We start from the raw sequence: 16240 nt of genomic DNA, 5'->3' as shown, positions 1-16240 counted from the left end.
CAACTGTATTGTTTTATAACTCCTCTTTCTTCTCCCCCTGCTCCCCCTGCCTCCCCTGCTCTTTTAAAAAAATTTTCTGCTTGGGGTGCATAAAAAATAAAACCCATCGTACATAAGCTCAACAGCGAGATTGACTGAGCTTAACTTTATCCTTTATTTCTTTACCTATTCACCGGAAATAACTCTTATGGCAACTATCAATGGCACTTCTGGCAACGATGTTTTGTTTGGCGATATAAATTTCTTTCCAGAGAACGATGTAATAAATGGGTTTGATGGTGACGACGACCTGGAAGGGGGAAGTGGCAATGACACCATTAATGGCGGTGCAGGAAATGATTATATGCAAGGAGGGGCTGACAATGACTCACTACTCGGTGGTGCCGGAACTGATTATATGGATGGTGGCGGCGGGGATGACACCCTTATCGGTGGCACAGGAAATGACTTTTTGATTGGTAACTTTGGTAATGACCTTTATGTAGTTGATAGTATTGGTGACAGCATCACTGAGTACAGTGCTGAAGATGGCACAGATACAGTTCAATCTTCTGTAAGCTGGACACTAGGTAGTTTCCTAGAAAATCTTACCTTAACAGGCACAGCATCAATTAGCGGTACAGGTAACAGTCTTAACAATAATATTATCGGTAATAGTGGTAACAACGGTCTGTCTGGTGGAGATGGCAATGATACTCTCAATGGTGGTGCAGGCAAAGACACGCTAATTGGTGGCTCCGGAAATGATACTTACATTATCGATAGTACTACTGATACGATTATAGAATTGGCCAATGGAGGCAACGATACAGTTAGGTCTTCTGTTAGCTATACGCTGGGCGATCGCTTAGATAACCTAATCCTCACAGGAAGTAATGCAATCAACGGCACGGGGAATGCTGGAAGTAATAAAATTACAGGCAATAATGCCAATAATGTCCTCAATGGTAGCGGTGGCAACGATACACTCAGTGGTTTGTCCGGCAATGATACCCTAATTGGGGGATCGGGAAATGACGTACTGACAGGAGGAGGAGGCAACGATAGTTTTAAGTATGCCACAGGTGCTGCCTTTAGCAATGCCACAGTTGGTCTGGATACAATCACTGACTTTCAAGCAGGAAATGACAAAATAGTCTTAAGTAAGAAAACTTTCACTGCCCTAACTAGTAATGCAGGTATTGGCTTTAGTAAGTCGAGTGAGTTTGCTGTTGTTGCTAATGACGCTGCTGCTGCTACCAGTAAAGCTTTCGTTGTCTACAGCCAGGGAACAGGAAATCTATTCTATAACCAGAATGGATCTTCCGCTGGTTTCGGAACAGGGGCTGAATTTGCCACGTTGACGAACAATCCTCTGTTGGCAGCAACTAACTTTATTATTGAGGCTTAAGAAGTCTGTACTATTAAGTATAAGTGGGTCAGCCGAGAGGACTGACCCACTTGTGCTATGCTCTCAATTGCCCTTATTCATCCTGAAAAGCTTTAAGTACCCGTCCAAGAGGTAATTGTGCAATGGATATAAACTATTACCGTCAGTGCATTCAAACACTGCTCAGAAATTATACTGCGATACCGATCGCCAACGGTGATATCGAATCGCAGACGGTTTTTGATGTGCCTCAAGATCGCTATCAGATTATGAATGTAGGCTGGGATGGCGATCGGCGCGTACATGGCTGCGTTCTGCATTTGGATATCAAAGATGGCAAAATTTGGATACAACACAACACAACCGAACTTCAAATTGCCCAAGAACTAGCTGCAATGGGAATTCCTAAACAAGATATAGTATTAGGGTTTCAAGCCCCTTACGTGCGACAGTATACAGGATTTGGCGTAGCCTAAATCCATAAGCTGGGCGTGCATAGCTTTAATAAGTGTGGCGTTGTATTGGTTGGGTGAGTCTGGATGTATTTTTATTTCACGGTATGGCGGAAAATATTCCTTATGGTCGCTTTTCGCTACATTAAAAGCCCGGTCATGAAGACCGAGCTTTTAATATGGGGTTATATACCCCGGAGGTTTAGTTATAGAGTTTCAGTATAAATTACTTATCTGATAGAGACTACCACTCGACTCTCACTAATTCCGGAAAGTTACAAAATTTTTCTAGGTATTTACCAATATCTTTATGGTAGAGCATTAATTTTGTTGAATACATTAAATTATGATGAAAAATGTTGCCAAAAAATTTCTAACCTATCATGTTAAAATCAATCTATACCCAGCAAGTAAAAAGTTTGTTAACCCTCATACAACAGGCTTTAAGATAATTTTGAGATTTTAACGAATGACCCCGATTATTTAGAATGCAGAAAATTGATGCATTCTACATAGCACCTCCTACGACAATTAAAAGTCTTCTCTAAATAATTTCCTGAATCTTTGCAAGACTAGTTTGATAAGTGACTCAATGCCTGCGCCAATTTTAAATTTTAGGTGTCGGCTTTAAAAATAGCCATGCCACAAAGAACGTAGCCGCTGTGAATAGTTGCGTCAAATCCAAAGCCGACAGATAGCCATCTGCAAATGAAGCAATACTGCGATCTGTAATCCCAAATACCCAAGATGACAACCCAAACAGCCAAATCCCATTCTTGAGATTTCCTACGAATTCTTTAGACTCTGATGGTTTTTGGTCTTTCACGATTTTCGCTCCCTTGATGGAGAATCTAGTGATTAGTGAGAAATACACGCCTAGAAGAACTTTTTGTGATTCTTGAGGCTGAATTTAAACTCACCTATTAATAATATTAATAAATATTTCAGCTACTTGACTTCACCACCCAAAGGTACATCTCCTAATCTTGACATTCTCCCTTTGGTTGTGCCACTTCGGATAGACTGTAATAAATTGAGCTTCAAAGGTTACAGCATCAGGATTTAGTGCTGAACTTACATAATCTTTAGACAACTATATAAATATTTATTGATTTTTTATTTAAAATACTACTTAAGATAGATGTATTTTAAAAATTAATTTAAATTTTTGAGTAGGTGGAAACTTCGTAGGGACGCACAGCTGCTGTGCATTGGTGTCAACTTAACGTCAAACCCTTGTAAAATGTGATATTCAGCTATCTCACTTACCATCAAGATCCGCGTTACCCCACCCCGGCTTTGCTGACGCAAAACCGCCCCTCCCCTTGGTAAGGGGAGGGGTTGGGGGTGGGGTAAAACGATTGTGGGACAAGCATTTAAGCTTAAGTTGACACCAATGACAGCTGTAAAGCCCCAAGGGTGCATTAAAAGTTAGATTTCTGGGTCAGCTAAGCGGGTAGTGGGGCGACTTTGGTACAAATCCTGAACGACTTGCAGAGCAGAAACTAAGGCTACAAGGGCGATGACTGCGATCGGTAACAAACCTTTGCCAAAGAAGGCGATCGCTATCAACACCGCTGCACCTCCAAGCCGATACTTAGAACGGATTTTGCAAAGACGGATCACCCCAAATCGATGGAGAATACCGACAGATAACGAGCATAATGCTACTGAACCGCAGATGAGCCATCGCTGGGAATCAGGTAAGGCTACAGTTTGTTTACTTAACAAGATTTCTTCTACTCCCACTCCAGCCGCAGCAATCCCAATCACTAGCGGTAAATGAGTGTACAGCCAGAGATTGACAACACCAACTTTTCCATGCGTCCGTGCGATTTCAATCGGTTTACCGCCCAGATTATCAAAATAGACCCACCACCAGCTAAAAGCAATAATTAAACCAAACACGGCGGAGATTACAGTTGAAGTATGCCATTTCTGCTCAGAAACACCATTGACCACCGCGATAATTGCTTCACCCAAAACAATAATCGTAAACAGTCCGAAACGTTCTGGTAAATGCGAAGCGTGAGGGAGTAATCTTAGTTGAAACTTGCGTGCTGTTAAGGGTGTGGTAAAGTCAATGATAATTCCCAATGTCCAGAGCGCGAATCGCCAAGGAATGGGTATAAATGCCGAAATTAACCAAAGCAAAGCAGCGATCGCAAAACCAATTGCGTAGCGAGTCGTCAAAGGTCGTGCAGAAGGGATGTGTATTCCCGCACGGACGTATTCTATTACCAGCACAGCCCGACCGAGAGCATAGGAAACAGCAAAACCAGAGGAACTTTCGCCTAAACCGTGGTGGATATTCACAGCCATTGCTGCTGCTGTCAGCATTTGTATAGCAATCAGCAGCCGATGTTCAACATCATCGCTATCAAAGCGGTTAGCGTAATATGTAGTGCCAATCCACGACCACCAAACAGGTATAAATAAAACAACAAACCCAAATAATCCAGAAAGTGAGATATCCTCTTTGAGATTGTGAGCGAGTTGGGAAACTGCAACTACAAACACCAAATCGTAAAAAAGTTCTAGCCAAGTGGCGTGTCGTTCTTCTTCAGTTTCTTCACCAATACGTAACCTTGGTGGTTGGATAAAATTTGTCATAGTTCCAAGAGCGATCGCTAATAACTACCCGTTCGCTCATTTTAAAAGGATGAAGGGTAATTAAAGCAGGGGAAGTGGCTACAGCAACCAGGAAAGACAAATGCCCAATGCCCTATGCCCAATGCCCTATGCCCCATTACCCATTTTTTCATCCCAAGGAGCAGGTTTTCTAACTTGTTCCCACACGGGACTATACAAGGCTTCATGCAATTCCCGTGCCAGTTCTACCAGTCCCGTATAACCAGCGTAGGCATGATGGCGTTCGTGGTTAATATCCAAAAAAGGAATTTGTGCTTTTAATGCTGTGTATTGATTCCCAGCCCCAGCAATCAACACATCAGCTTTTGTATCATTGAGTACTTGCAGCAATACTTGGGGAGTTCCTTGGGACAAAACAATGCCATCTTGACCGATGAATTGTCTAATTTTGGCTTTTTCTTCTTCTGAAGTCTTTCCTTCAGTGGTAGCAATAACTTCCATTCCTAAGTCTTTGGCCGCTAAAATAAGTGACCAAGTTTTTACACCACCAGTAGAAAGAACAATCCGCTTGCCTTTCAATTGAGAACGATAGGGAGCTAAGGCAATATCTAAGTCTGCGGTTTCTTCTGCAATCAACTGTTCTGCACGTTCTTGAAGTTTGCGTGCAGTGAAATTATCCTCAACAAATTCGCCTAATTTTGCTGCAATATTTCGCAAGCATTGATTTAGGCTTTCTACACCATAGAAAGATTCTTCTATATAGGGAATTCCGTAACGTTCTTGCATTTTTTGTGCCATTTGTATTGCTACATTTGAGCAAAGCACTACATTTAATTTGGCACGATGAGCATAGCAAACTTCTTGATAACGAGCATCACCTGTAATTTTTGAAAGAACGCGAATTCCTAATTTTTGGAACAGTGGTAAAACATTCCAGGTTTCACCTGCAACGTTATAGTCACCAACAAGATTAATATCGAATGGTGTAGTAAATTCTGGTTCTGCCGTACCGATGACATAGTTCAATAAAGTTTCATTGCCGATGCGGTTACCCAAATTCTTACTACCAAGGAATCCAGGAGAATCGACATAAATAACTGGAATCCCAATTTTATCTGAGGCCAGTTTACAGACACTATCAATATCATCACCAATCAAAGCAGTGACACAAGTAGCATAGACAAAAATAGCTGGAGGATTATACCTTTGAGCAGTTTCAAGAATTGCTTTGTACAATTTCTTTTCACCACCAAAAACGACATTACTCTCACCAAAATCAGTAGTAAAAGCAGTTTGGTATAGTTGAGAGCCTGATGAAAGACTACCATGAGTTGCCCAAGGGTTATGAGTGCAGGCAACCGGGCCATGTACTAAATGAACAGCATCAGTAATTGCTCCCACAGAAACCATCGCCCCATCAAAAGGACAATTACCTTGGGTTGCACCTGGTTGCGGTAAGTTTTTGCAAGATAGTTTTTTCTTGTCGTCCGATTTTTTTCGGTTATGTTTGCAGGCTGTCTCGTTGAGTAGTTCGTTGATTGTGACTTGATTGTTTTTCATGTCTTTCCTCGCGCTGGAGATGAATACAAAATGACGTATCAGATATTGTGACTATGAGAGTGCACAGATAACGCAGAGTAGAATATGGAACATGGGAAAGACTTACTGCGACTTATCCTCTGTCCCTAAAACTCTCCACACTCCCCACTCGCCAAAGCGAAAGTTACAGTAAAATGTGCAGGTTGATATGACTAGCTTTTACTTTTTGTCTTAATGAATGACAAAAAATTGCAACTGAACGATTAGCACTTTCAGGTGAGACAGCCAACTCCTCTCACATATCTCGTTTCGTAAGAAAGACCTGTTAATGCTTCTGCTATTTTTAGCTTGTTTAATGTCAGCATAACATATAGATTATCAAATAGTTCGTATTTTTAATTATTTGATCTACAAATGCTTTGCATACTAAATAAAATATAAGTTTAGGTAATGTAGCTTAATTAACAGATACTAAAATTAGTGAATTCAAGAATTAAAATTCAAAAGTAAAACACCTTGATGCCTGTTTAGAAGGCTGAGGTTGTGTACTTGAGCAACTTTAAATTTGGTAGATATAGTAGGATTTTCACTGAGAATACTAGCTTAAGTTGAAATATTCATTACTTTTTATGTTGGTGCGATCGTCTACTCAAACCACTGCACGAGATAATAACAATACCTCATTCAATTGTTGGCGATCGTCAATGTCCTTTGATAATCTCTGCAAACTGCTGTCAGAAAAATATCCAGAACGTTTTGCTAGTTGGGTTTTAGGAACAGAGCAAACTTGTGTCAAAGTCCTGAAAACCGAATTGAGCATTGAACCGATTCGCGCAGATTATGTGACATTCTTACAACTAGAAGGACGCATACTTCACCTGGAATTTCAAACCAAACTAGAGTCTACGCCGCCACTACCGTTGCGGATGCTAGATTATTGGGTACGCTTATATCGTTTGTATCGCTTACCAATAACGCAAGTTATCGTTTTATTACTTCCGCCTGCACCAGAAACAGTAATTGAAACTGCCTTTAGAGTTGAAAGTACTGTTCATGAATATCGTGTGATTTGTATGTGGTCAGAAAATCCCGAACCTTTCCTCAATGACCCGGCTTTGTTACCTTTAGCACCACTGACCGCAACTAACCAACCCCAAGCTTTGTTGCAACAAGTTGTAGCGAAAGTGAATCAACTTGAGCCAACACAACGACCAGAAATTTCCGCTTACACCCAAATCTTAGCGGGCTTAAAATACAATCAGGACTTGATTCGACAAATGTTTCGGGAGGGTATGATGCGCGAGTCAGTTATTTATCAAGAAATTCTCAAAGAAGGGGAGCAGCGAGGAGAACAACGAGGACGAGAAGAAGGACGAAAAGTAGAAGGACAATTGCTGATTCTCCGTCAACTTACTCGGCGTGTGGGAGAATTACCTCAACAGGTGCTAGAGCGAATTGAAACTCTCGACCTAGAACAATTAGAAAATCTTGGCGAAGCTTTGTTGGATTTTCAAGCGATCGCCGATTTAGAAGCCTGGTTTAATACATTAGAGTAGCAAAACCCATATCATTAAACCAGGCAAAAGTCTAACAAATTTGTATTGTTTTTACAACACAATAATTGCCCACATACTAACACCTAAAGCGATCGCTGCTAAATGTTGCCAAAGAAGCGAACTCAAAGATTGTTTGGCAATTTTTTGCGTTAATAATATCGTCAACAACACTGAAAATATTAAAGTTGCACCTTGCAAAAAACTAATCACAGCCGGATGAGCAACTAACATTGGCAGTTGTTCGCCATTCAAACCAAGGGTAGCAAAACTCACAGGTAAAATTCGTCCGCCTTCACTCAAGCCCAAACGCAGATAATGAGCGAAGTTACCTCCCAAAACCAATGGTAAATATCCATAGGCAAGCTCTACAAATGATTTTGGTTTGCGGTTAAAGTTGAACAGTTTCAGCAAGCCATAAGCTGCGAAGACAAAAGCTGCTGGGATAATTAACACTAGCAGTGACAATCCTAAATGTTGCCAAAACACAGTTAAATCTAACTGTAAACCCAACCAAGATTGCAACTCTGGCAAACGGTGTAGATAGACTCCACCTAATAACAAAAACAACAATGCCACTTCATAAGTGCGGGGTACATGGGTTGTCCACAATTCAATACCAGGAGGGCGCAAGTTAAATTCTACGGAACGATGGGGACAGGCTTTAAGACAAGTCATGCATAAAACGCAATCTCTATTATCTTCTAACTGTGCTGGGTGAGAATACAAAGGACATCCATTTGTTTCCATTCCCTCACCTTTTTGCGGCCCTCCTTTGTAGCATTGGTAAGTGGTACAACTTGCAGAACAAATGCCTTGTTGTGCCCGTAGTTCTGTCATTGACAGTTTAGCAAATAAACCATTCATCCCACCTATAGGGCAAAGATATCTGCACCAGAATCGCCGTTCAAAAATTGCCGAAAAAATCATTGCTCCGGCGGTAATTAATAATAATAAACAAGCACTAAGGTAGGCTGTGTTTTCTAGATGCCAGAGTTCTTCCCATAAGAAAATTAGGGTAAATAGTCCAAAGAGAAACCATCCGCCCCATTTTTCACCTTGCTGTCGAGGCCAGCGTTTAAGTTTTCGCGGCCACAACCATAAAGAAAGCTTTTGGGTAATTTCTCCGTAAATCATGAAGGGACAAACAGAACACCAGATACGTCCTAAAAAGGGAAAGAGAAATAGGAAAAAAGGCCACCACCAAGCCCAAAATAAATTTAAAACAAAATTGCGATCGCGGGTTTGCGGGCCGATAAATAATACCGCAACAATAATTGCAAAAGCAGTTGCAGTAAAACCATAATTAATCCGATCCGGCCACCAAGGACTCCGTAAAAATTTACGTAAATCGGGATAAATATTTAAAAGATTGACTCGAAATCGCTTTTTCTTTGTTTCGGCTGGCCAAAAGATTTCTTCTGTTAATTCAGTAGCATTTTCAGCTTGGACGATCGCTCTTTCTACTAAATTTTTTAATTCTTTGAGATTACCGGGGAAATCGTAAGACTGGAGGCGGCGTAAAGCTTCTGGGGTGATGTGCGGTTTGGGAACGCCTCTAGAACGAACGTAGAGACTGACATAATATTCTACCTGCGCTTGAATATCAGTTTTCCGCAACCGTAGCGGCGGTACTTTAATAATATGACCAACGGAGCGATCGATTGTTGGCAGAGTTTTTTCGGAAACGATAAGAATCCGTGCTTTACTAGGACGAGGTTCAGTCTCTGGTTCTCCCGGACGAGTGACGGGAGTATAACTACCAGTTTTGAGCAACTGCGTCACAGCAGGTAATAACTCTTCGGGTAATTCTTGGATGTTGTTGAGAACTAGCGTACCTTCTCCCAGCCATTCCAACAGTCCTGGTTTACCGCCAACGCGACCAAATAAATCTGCACCGCTCGTTTGCAGAATACCACAATTCAGTTTAATAATTGGTTCTCGTCTTTTGGGGGAACCAAAGTGAATTAAGGCTGCGATATTGTCTTTTTCTAACCCAGGTTCGCCGAAAATATCCACTGACTTGCGGTCATTAGCGGCTTCTCGAATTTGCTCCCGCAAACGTATAGCATAGCGGCTTGTACCGACAATTCCCCGTTGCGCTTTGGTAACTAAATATGGTCGCAAAGCAATGGAACGTTCTTGTTCGTAGCCAAGTGCAGAGGTGACTTGAGCTAATTCTTGAGCCAATTGACGGGAAAAACCCTGAGCAATTTCCGGGTATTGGGCGACTAATTCCCGAAATTTAGTAGCAGGTACAACCCACAAGTGACATTCTGTAAGGGTAACAATTGTGAAGGTGGCTAACTCATCCAATACCAACTCTTGGAGGTGAATGACTGCTCCGGGAAGGAAGCCACGAACTAAAGCTGAGTTCTTATGATCGGTATTGTCGCATTCAAGTTGACCATCTTTGAGGATGTAAAGTGCTTCTGGAGTAGTACCTTCCTCCACAAGATTTACTTGTGCTGGTACAACTTGTTCTTCAATGACTTGAGCGATCGCATTTAACACTTCAGGTGAGAGACTTCCTAAAGTGGTGCGCTCTTGTAGCCATGTAACCGTTTCTGGAGATGTCATATCCGGTTCTCCGTGCAGGTTGCCGTATCAAAGGAATTATCCCTTGAAAGCTGGTCAAGAATTCAAAATTCTCAATTCTCAATTGTAAAAATAGTTTAGATTGGCTTACAGTTTGGCTTTTCTCTTAACTTCTCCAGTAAATTCCAAGACCTTGTTTCATTCTTGGAGACAAACAAGGGAAGCCAGTATACTGCTTTTTCTAGTAACCTATTGGTATCGTCATTCAACTCTTCAATCAATCTTACTACTGATTTAAATCCCAGCTTCGGAATTGCAAATTCTAACCAAAGTTTAATAGATTGAGCATTAGATTTTACAATTCCATAATTAAATAACTGCGTTACATAATCTCTTGTATGTAAAACCTTCTTTGCCATTGCAATAGTAATTTGGCTTTTTTCATCGACCATTAACTTGAGAATTTCGTATGCTTCAACTTCAGGTATTGATTTCAAATATTCTAAAATTATCTTTTCCTCATGAGAAGGTAAGGATTTATAAATGCTAGCCTTTATTAACTGTTGAATATTATCATTCATAATTTCTTGCTAGGGGCTAGGAAATAGTGCAGAATATTTTGTGATATTGGAAAGTCTCAATTACACATCTGGTGAATTAATTTTGACAATGATTCAGGGAAATTATGGCATTATATCTAGACTCGGCGATCGCATCTGAAGCTGAAATCGTCAAGCATTGGGGTTGGGTAAAGGGCATTACCACTAATCCCACGCTTTTAGCTCAAAGTGACAGTCCACCAGAAACCACACTCCAAAAATTAGTTACCTTGACAAATGGCCCGTTATACTATCAACTTATGGCAGATGATAAAGCGGGAATGTTAGCTGAAGGTAGAAAAGCTTTCGAGATTATTGGTTCGCAAACAATTTTGAAGATTCCCGCTACACCTTTAGGGTTTGAAGTGGTAGCAAATTTGTCTTCAGAAATTACCTGTTCGGTGACAGCAATTTATAGTGCAGCACAAGCAGCAGTAGCACGAGAAGCCGGAGCGAAAATTGCTATAGCTTATGTAAATCGCGCGACTCGGTTGTTAGGCGATGGTATTGCTTTAGTTAGAGAAATGGCTAGCGTACTTAAAGGTAGCGACGTGGAAATATTAGCAGCTAGTATAAAATCTCCCCAAGAAGCAGCTGCTTCATTGCAAGCCGGGGCGCATCATTTAACTTTACCTTTAACAATGTTGCAAGCGATCGCTACTCATGAATTATCACAAAAAACTGTTGAAGAATTCGCCCAAGGAGGCATCGGTTTAGAATAATTTGTAATTACAAGAGAATTCAGAATTCAGAATTAGAATAGGCTCAAAGTCTAGCTACTAGAGTTAGATAGCATACTTCATTAACTTGAAATCCGCTGTAAATATGAGTTTGTCAGATGTTCCTAATCTGTGGGTTCCTTTAGCTCTTTTGAGTTTGATTGTCGTAGCGGCTGTATTTTTTAGTCGCAGTAGTTGATATTGACATATCGTATATCTGGGAGTTTAAACCATGTCTCTGGCTGAGTTAATTCCTTTGGTGAATAATCTGAACCAATTAGATAAATTATCACTCTTCAAACTCCTAGCCGCACAAATCCCAGACGCTGAACTACAAGTCATCTTTTCTGCGTCAGAGTGTCCAGTTTGGTCGCCATACGACGCAACGGAAGCCTCAAACATTCTGATGCAGATGCTTCAGGATGACCAAGAGACATCTATAACTCCTAACTCCTTTGCCAAATTTTAATTGTTTTATCTAAACTTCCACTGACTAACATTTCACCGGAAGCTGTGAAGGCTAATGCTGTAACTATATTTCCATGACCTGTAAATGTAGCCAACAATTCGCCGGTTTGCACGTGCCATAATTTGATGGTTTTATCCGCACTACCGCTGGCGATAATTTGTTCGTCGGGACTCAAAGCGATCGCATACACTCTATCTCTATGTCCTTTGAGGGTATGAAGTAATTTTCCACTCTCCAATTCCCAAATTTTAATCGTTTGATCCCAGCTACCACTGACAACTAGTTTACCATCTCGACTGATTGCTAAGGAACAAACGATGTGAGAATGACCCATGAGGGTATGCAGTGGTTCTGTATCTTTTAAACTTTTGATCCCCGTCAGGGGTGAAATGCGCCAAACTTTGATTTTGCGATAGCTACCTGTGACCACAGTTTGCCCGTCTGGACTCAAAACCAAGGAATGAGCAGCTGTATCATCTAAAGAAAGAGCGATCGCTACCTGACGGTGAATCAAATCCCAAAACAGAATTTTTCTGTCATCTCCGCCGGTGGCTAACATTCTGCCATCGGGGGTGAAAGCAGCACACCGCACTACTCCATGATGTTTGTGCAGGATATCTATTAAGTCTAGAGCGCCCACATGCCAAATTTTAATTGTCGAGTCTGCACCGCAGCTGACTAAAGTCTGTCCATCGGAACTAAAAGCTAGGGAATTCACTTCATCCACTAGCCCAGATATCACCCAAGGATACTCCGACAATGTATCTATTAATTCGCCTTTGCTTAAATCCCATAGCTTGGTTTCACCACGGCTACCACTTGCCAATATGGGTAAGGCGTTACCGTTATTACAGCCCGAACTAAAGGCCAAGCAATTAATTCCTCTGGTATGCCCTTGTAAAGTCTGCCAGCATTCCCAGTCACCTACTACCTTTTTTAAAGAATGGTCTGGTGGTAGAGTTTGGATTGTTTCTATTGTCCTTTCATGAATTATTGGCGATGTGTCTTTTTTGCCAATAAGTGATTCTAAATACCAACTCAATCCGCCGGCATATAACAAATTGCTCGGAGTAACGTGTAGTTTTGGTTCGGCAAATTCCAGTTGATTTGTAGGTAAAAAGCCTGTGATAATGCTCTGTTTTTCGTAACCTAATTTACCTGTAGATGGATAAAACAAACACAGAAAAATTAAAACTTGGTGACTTTTCAAATCTTCTTGAGTCACCGACCATCTAATTTTGTCTTTCTTAATACCATTAAAACTTTCGCCATCAGCAACGTAAACTTGAACGCTGAGTTGGGGATTGTCTTTGAGTACATAAATAAATTTGCTTTGACCAGATAAATTTCCCTCATCATCTAAAGTGATGTTTTCTAAAGTGTCGTGTGGGATTTTTTTGAGTAACTTGCCTAGACGTTCGGTAATTATGCGATCGACAATTTTTTCCCGTAAAAGATAATCTTGGGCTTGTTGCTGAAAATATTTGGGAAAAGGTATCGTCCAATCGGGAGGTTCGGGATATTCAGGAGGCATGGGCGGCGGATTTTTGGCGAGAACTTCTGCTTGTTCGCGGGAAAGCTCTTGGAGTTTCGCCAATGCCTCGCCCCAAAATGCCATAATTTCTGTGTGGCAACCTTTGACTTGACTTTCGAGCAAAGACAAATCGTAAGTTTTGGGTTTTTTCACACGTTGAAGGAAATCAGTTTGTTGAGCTTTGAGCAAGCTAATCCAATCCATCTGCATGTTTTGGCGCACACTATTGCATACCTAAGGTAAGCTATACCAATGGAATTACTCAAGTTTATAATCTTTAGTTAATTAAAAATTCACTAATTTTAGTAGTCTAATAGAACACAAGCATAAGCATCTGTATAGCACCTAGATATTTTATGAACAGATGTAGCCGAGCTACATACAATTTAGATGATATCAATTAATTCTAACGGACAAAGAAAACAAGATACTGTCTCTAGGGAAACAGTTCTAGTAGTCTAGCAACTCTAATGAACCCAGGTTAAAAAAAGTTCGTAGTAAGCACTTTAGTGCTTAGATGGGGACTAATGGTCAAGCAATTATTAATCAGTGCCTAACTTTTGATAAAATCCTTTGGACATAAATAGTTAAGCTGATTATGACAAGTGCATCTTACATTTTTCTGGCTGGCGCAAGTCGCGGTGTTGGTCGAGAAATTGCCCAATGCTTGAGGACACAACAGCTAAAGGTAAAGGCACTCCTGAGAACACTAACGGTTGCTAGTGAATTGGAAAAAATTGGCATTCAAGTAGTTCAGGGAGATGCGTTGAATCTTGACGATGTGGAACGTGCAATACAAGCAGATGAACGGATTGACACTGTTATCAGTACAATTGGCGGTTTACCAGCAGACACACAAAGACCAGATTACCCCGGTAATAAAAATCTAATCGACGCAGCAGTGAAAGCTGGAGTTCAAAATTTTATTCTTGTGTCTTCCATTGGTGCAGGCGATAGTGTAAGTGCTTTATCTCCCCAAGCTTTAGCAGCACTAGGAACAGTTTTAGCCGAGAAAGATAAAGCCGAACAACACTTAATTGCCAGCGGACTCACCTACACCATCATCCGTCCTGGTGGACTGAAGTCAGAACCAGCAACGGGTAATGGTGTCTTAACTGAAGATCCCCGCATCATTGGTAGCATCAATCGCCAAGATGTCGCGCAGTTAGTTTGTCGGTGTTTAAATAACCAACGCGCTCATAATAAAATCTTGTCAGCGGTAGACCGAAATATGCTATTCGGGCAAACAGAATTTGCTGAATTTAGCTTGGATTAATCGCTAAGGCGACTCCAAAAATTAGACCTCTTGCATAAATAATTTTTTATCTCACGCAGAGGCGCAGAGAGAAGTCAGAGCGGCGGCTTCCGCCGATCTGAACTTCGGTGGGCGCAGAGAGAGAACGCAAAGAAGGACTTTTGCAAGAGGTCTATTGAAGAAAGCAGGAGGCTCCAGGGCAGAAGGAACAAGTCACAACAAACTAGCACCCCTCCTGACTTGGAGCCACTGAACACAAATGATTAGTCATCTAATTCTTTCCCCCTGCCCCCTGCCCCCTGCTCCCCTGCTCCCCTGCTCCCCTGCTCCCCCGCTCCCCTGCTCCCCTGCTCCCCCGCTCCCCTGCTCCCCCGCTCCCCTGCCTTCAATAATCAGGCACGCCAACGAAGTATCTGACCTTTAACAGGGTTGACAAATTCCCGTCCTTCTGCGATTGAACGAGCATATTCTCGCTTCAACTGGTAATACCATTGCGCCTGCACATCTGAGTCTTTAATTAATCGCAGCACAGGATTATATTTGAGTCCAATTTGCTGTTTTTCCACCACACTGCGGTCTTGACCGAGGAAAGTCCGCGCCAAAACATGCAGCAGCGGTTGGAAAAATCCCACCCAAGGAAGTGTCCAGTAAAGAGAAAAAGTTACCTCGGTTTCTGTGTCAGAAATGGGTGTAACTGTGGTTAAATTCACAACTCGATGTTTGCCAATTGTGGTTTCTTCGACTCTGACTCCAGGTAAACGAAAAGAAATCTCTGTTTCCGGTACGCCTCCACCAATCAGCCAGTACAATCGACCCCCGTTGGCTGGTAATCGGTGTCGCCGCATTGTGAAGCCGTGGGGCGAAGCATCAAATTGCTTGACTTCTTCATGCAATTGTTCGTTTCGCCACCACCAAGCACGATGAACATAAGGTGAATGGGCGGGGTCCATCAGACCTACTACTGCGTGATCCACAAAACAGGGGAAGCGCATAATCTCTATAAATTGGGGCGATCGCTCTTCAAATCCTGGTATCGTAGGAATTTCCATCTCAGAATCAGGAGGCTGAGGATTATCGCGATCGCGTATATAGATCCAAATATTTCCTTGGGCTTCCCTGATTGGATAAGACTGCACGTCGAACCGACTTAAATCCATCTGCTGTTCTTCCACAAGAGACGGTATCGCAGTACAACCCCCACCAGAGTTAAAGCGCCAACCGTGATAGCAACATTCCACTTCTTGTCCGTCGAATCTACCACAGCTCAAGGGGACACCACGATGCGGACAAATGTCTTGCATTGCAGCCACTTTACCATCTTTGTCGCGAATTAACAGCACCGGTTCTCCTAAGAAAACGCGGCTGACCATCTTACCTGGCTTCAAATGATTGCTAGGCAGGGCATAGTACCAAATGTTACGCAAAAAAAAGTTATCGTTATTTTTCATCACTAAATACCAAATTGACATTAATTAGGATCTTGGAAATTAGTAGAACAGACTTCTCTAAAGACTTTTAATTCCAAATTTAAAATTCAAAATTGGTATAACTAATTTGATTTTTAATACAATAAAACTCATAATTCTGAGAAATAAAGGTTATTCGGTAATCTTTTACACTT

The 16240-nt window shown here is 41.6% G+C and carries 13 protein-coding genes; 6 read left to right on the top strand and 7 right to left on the bottom strand.

The window, feature by feature from the left end:
* Nucleotides 1-187: 187 nt before the first annotated feature.
* Both NSTC745_RS10745 and NSTC745_RS10740 read left to right on the top strand, forming a co-directional pair.
* On the top strand, nucleotides 188-1390 hold the full coding sequence (locus NSTC745_RS10745; protein ID WP_445637120.1) for a calcium-binding protein: 1203 nt from the start codon (nucleotides 188-190) through the stop codon (nucleotides 1388-1390).
* Between the two features lie 122 nt (nucleotides 1391-1512).
* Nucleotides 1513-1845 (top strand): XisI protein, encoded by a 333-nt coding sequence (locus NSTC745_RS10740; protein ID WP_445637119.1) that lies wholly within the window; start codon nucleotides 1513-1515, stop codon nucleotides 1843-1845.
* A 583-nt stretch (nucleotides 1846-2428) separates the two neighbouring features.
* Here NSTC745_RS10740 and NSTC745_RS10735 read toward each other — a convergent pair.
* The 3 genes from NSTC745_RS10735 to nifE all read right to left on the bottom strand — a co-directional run bounded on the left by NSTC745_RS10735 (nucleotide 2429) and on the right by nifE (nucleotide 5973).
* Nucleotides 2429-2647: a hypothetical protein gene (locus NSTC745_RS10735; RefSeq protein ID WP_445637118.1), complete on the bottom strand. Its 219-nt coding sequence runs from the start codon at nucleotides 2645-2647 to the stop codon at nucleotides 2429-2431.
* 605 nt (nucleotides 2648-3252) lie between these two features.
* Nucleotides 3253-4434 (bottom strand): low temperature requirement protein A, encoded by a 1182-nt coding sequence (locus tag NSTC745_RS10730; protein WP_445637117.1) that lies wholly within the window; start codon nucleotides 4432-4434, stop codon nucleotides 3253-3255.
* Between the two features lie 126 nt (nucleotides 4435-4560).
* Complete coding sequence (gene nifE, locus NSTC745_RS10725) at nucleotides 4561-5973, bottom strand: nitrogenase iron-molybdenum cofactor biosynthesis protein NifE (RefSeq protein ID WP_445637116.1); 1413 nt, start codon at nucleotides 5971-5973, stop codon at nucleotides 4561-4563.
* A 683-nt stretch (nucleotides 5974-6656) separates the two neighbouring features.
* Between nifE and NSTC745_RS10720 the strand changes: the two genes are divergently transcribed.
* Nucleotides 6657-7508, top strand: coding sequence for an Rpn family recombination-promoting nuclease/putative transposase (locus NSTC745_RS10720; protein WP_445638574.1), 852 nt, complete (start codon nucleotides 6657-6659; stop codon nucleotides 7506-7508).
* A 51-nt stretch (nucleotides 7509-7559) separates the two neighbouring features.
* Here the strand turns inward: NSTC745_RS10720 and NSTC745_RS10715 are convergent, their stop codons facing one another.
* Entirely contained in the window at nucleotides 7560-10085 is a 2526-nt protein-coding gene (locus tag NSTC745_RS10715; protein ID WP_445637115.1) for a cyclic nucleotide-binding domain-containing protein, read from the bottom strand.
* 95 nt (nucleotides 10086-10180) lie between these two features.
* The gene (locus NSTC745_RS10710; RefSeq protein ID WP_445637114.1) at nucleotides 10181-10624 is read right to left on the bottom strand and encodes a hypothetical protein; all 444 of its coding nucleotides are present in this window, start codon (nucleotides 10622-10624) and stop codon (nucleotides 10181-10183) included.
* A gap of 104 nt (nucleotides 10625-10728) precedes the next feature.
* On the opposite strand from NSTC745_RS10710, the gene NSTC745_RS10705 reads away from it, so the two are divergent.
* Both NSTC745_RS10705 and NSTC745_RS10700 read left to right on the top strand, forming a co-directional pair.
* Nucleotides 10729-11364 (top strand): transaldolase family protein, encoded by a 636-nt coding sequence (locus NSTC745_RS10705; protein WP_445637113.1) that lies wholly within the window; start codon nucleotides 10729-10731, stop codon nucleotides 11362-11364.
* A 229-nt stretch (nucleotides 11365-11593) separates the two neighbouring features.
* Nucleotides 11594-11830 (top strand): hypothetical protein, encoded by a 237-nt coding sequence (locus tag NSTC745_RS10700; protein ID WP_445637112.1) that lies wholly within the window; start codon nucleotides 11594-11596, stop codon nucleotides 11828-11830.
* Here NSTC745_RS10700 and NSTC745_RS10695 read toward each other — a convergent pair.
* Nucleotides 11808-13574, bottom strand: coding sequence for a WD40 repeat domain-containing protein (locus NSTC745_RS10695; RefSeq protein WP_445638573.1), 1767 nt, complete (start codon nucleotides 13572-13574; stop codon nucleotides 11808-11810). The genes NSTC745_RS10700 and NSTC745_RS10695 overlap by 23 nt on opposite strands.
* A gap of 388 nt (nucleotides 13575-13962) precedes the next feature.
* On the opposite strand from NSTC745_RS10695, the gene NSTC745_RS10690 reads away from it, so the two are divergent.
* The gene (locus tag NSTC745_RS10690; protein WP_445637111.1) at nucleotides 13963-14640 is read left to right on the top strand and encodes an SDR family oxidoreductase; all 678 of its coding nucleotides are present in this window, start codon (nucleotides 13963-13965) and stop codon (nucleotides 14638-14640) included.
* Nucleotides 14641-15011: 371 nt separating this feature from the next.
* Here the strand turns inward: NSTC745_RS10690 and NSTC745_RS10685 are convergent, their stop codons facing one another.
* Nucleotides 15012-16067: a Rieske 2Fe-2S domain-containing protein gene (locus NSTC745_RS10685; protein ID WP_445638572.1), complete on the bottom strand. Its 1056-nt coding sequence runs from the start codon at nucleotides 16065-16067 to the stop codon at nucleotides 15012-15014.
* Between the last annotated feature and the right edge of the window lie 173 nt (nucleotides 16068-16240).

The organism is Nostoc sp. DSM 114161, assembly GCF_052692665.1.
This window is presented reverse-complemented; position numbering and strand designations above follow the sequence as displayed.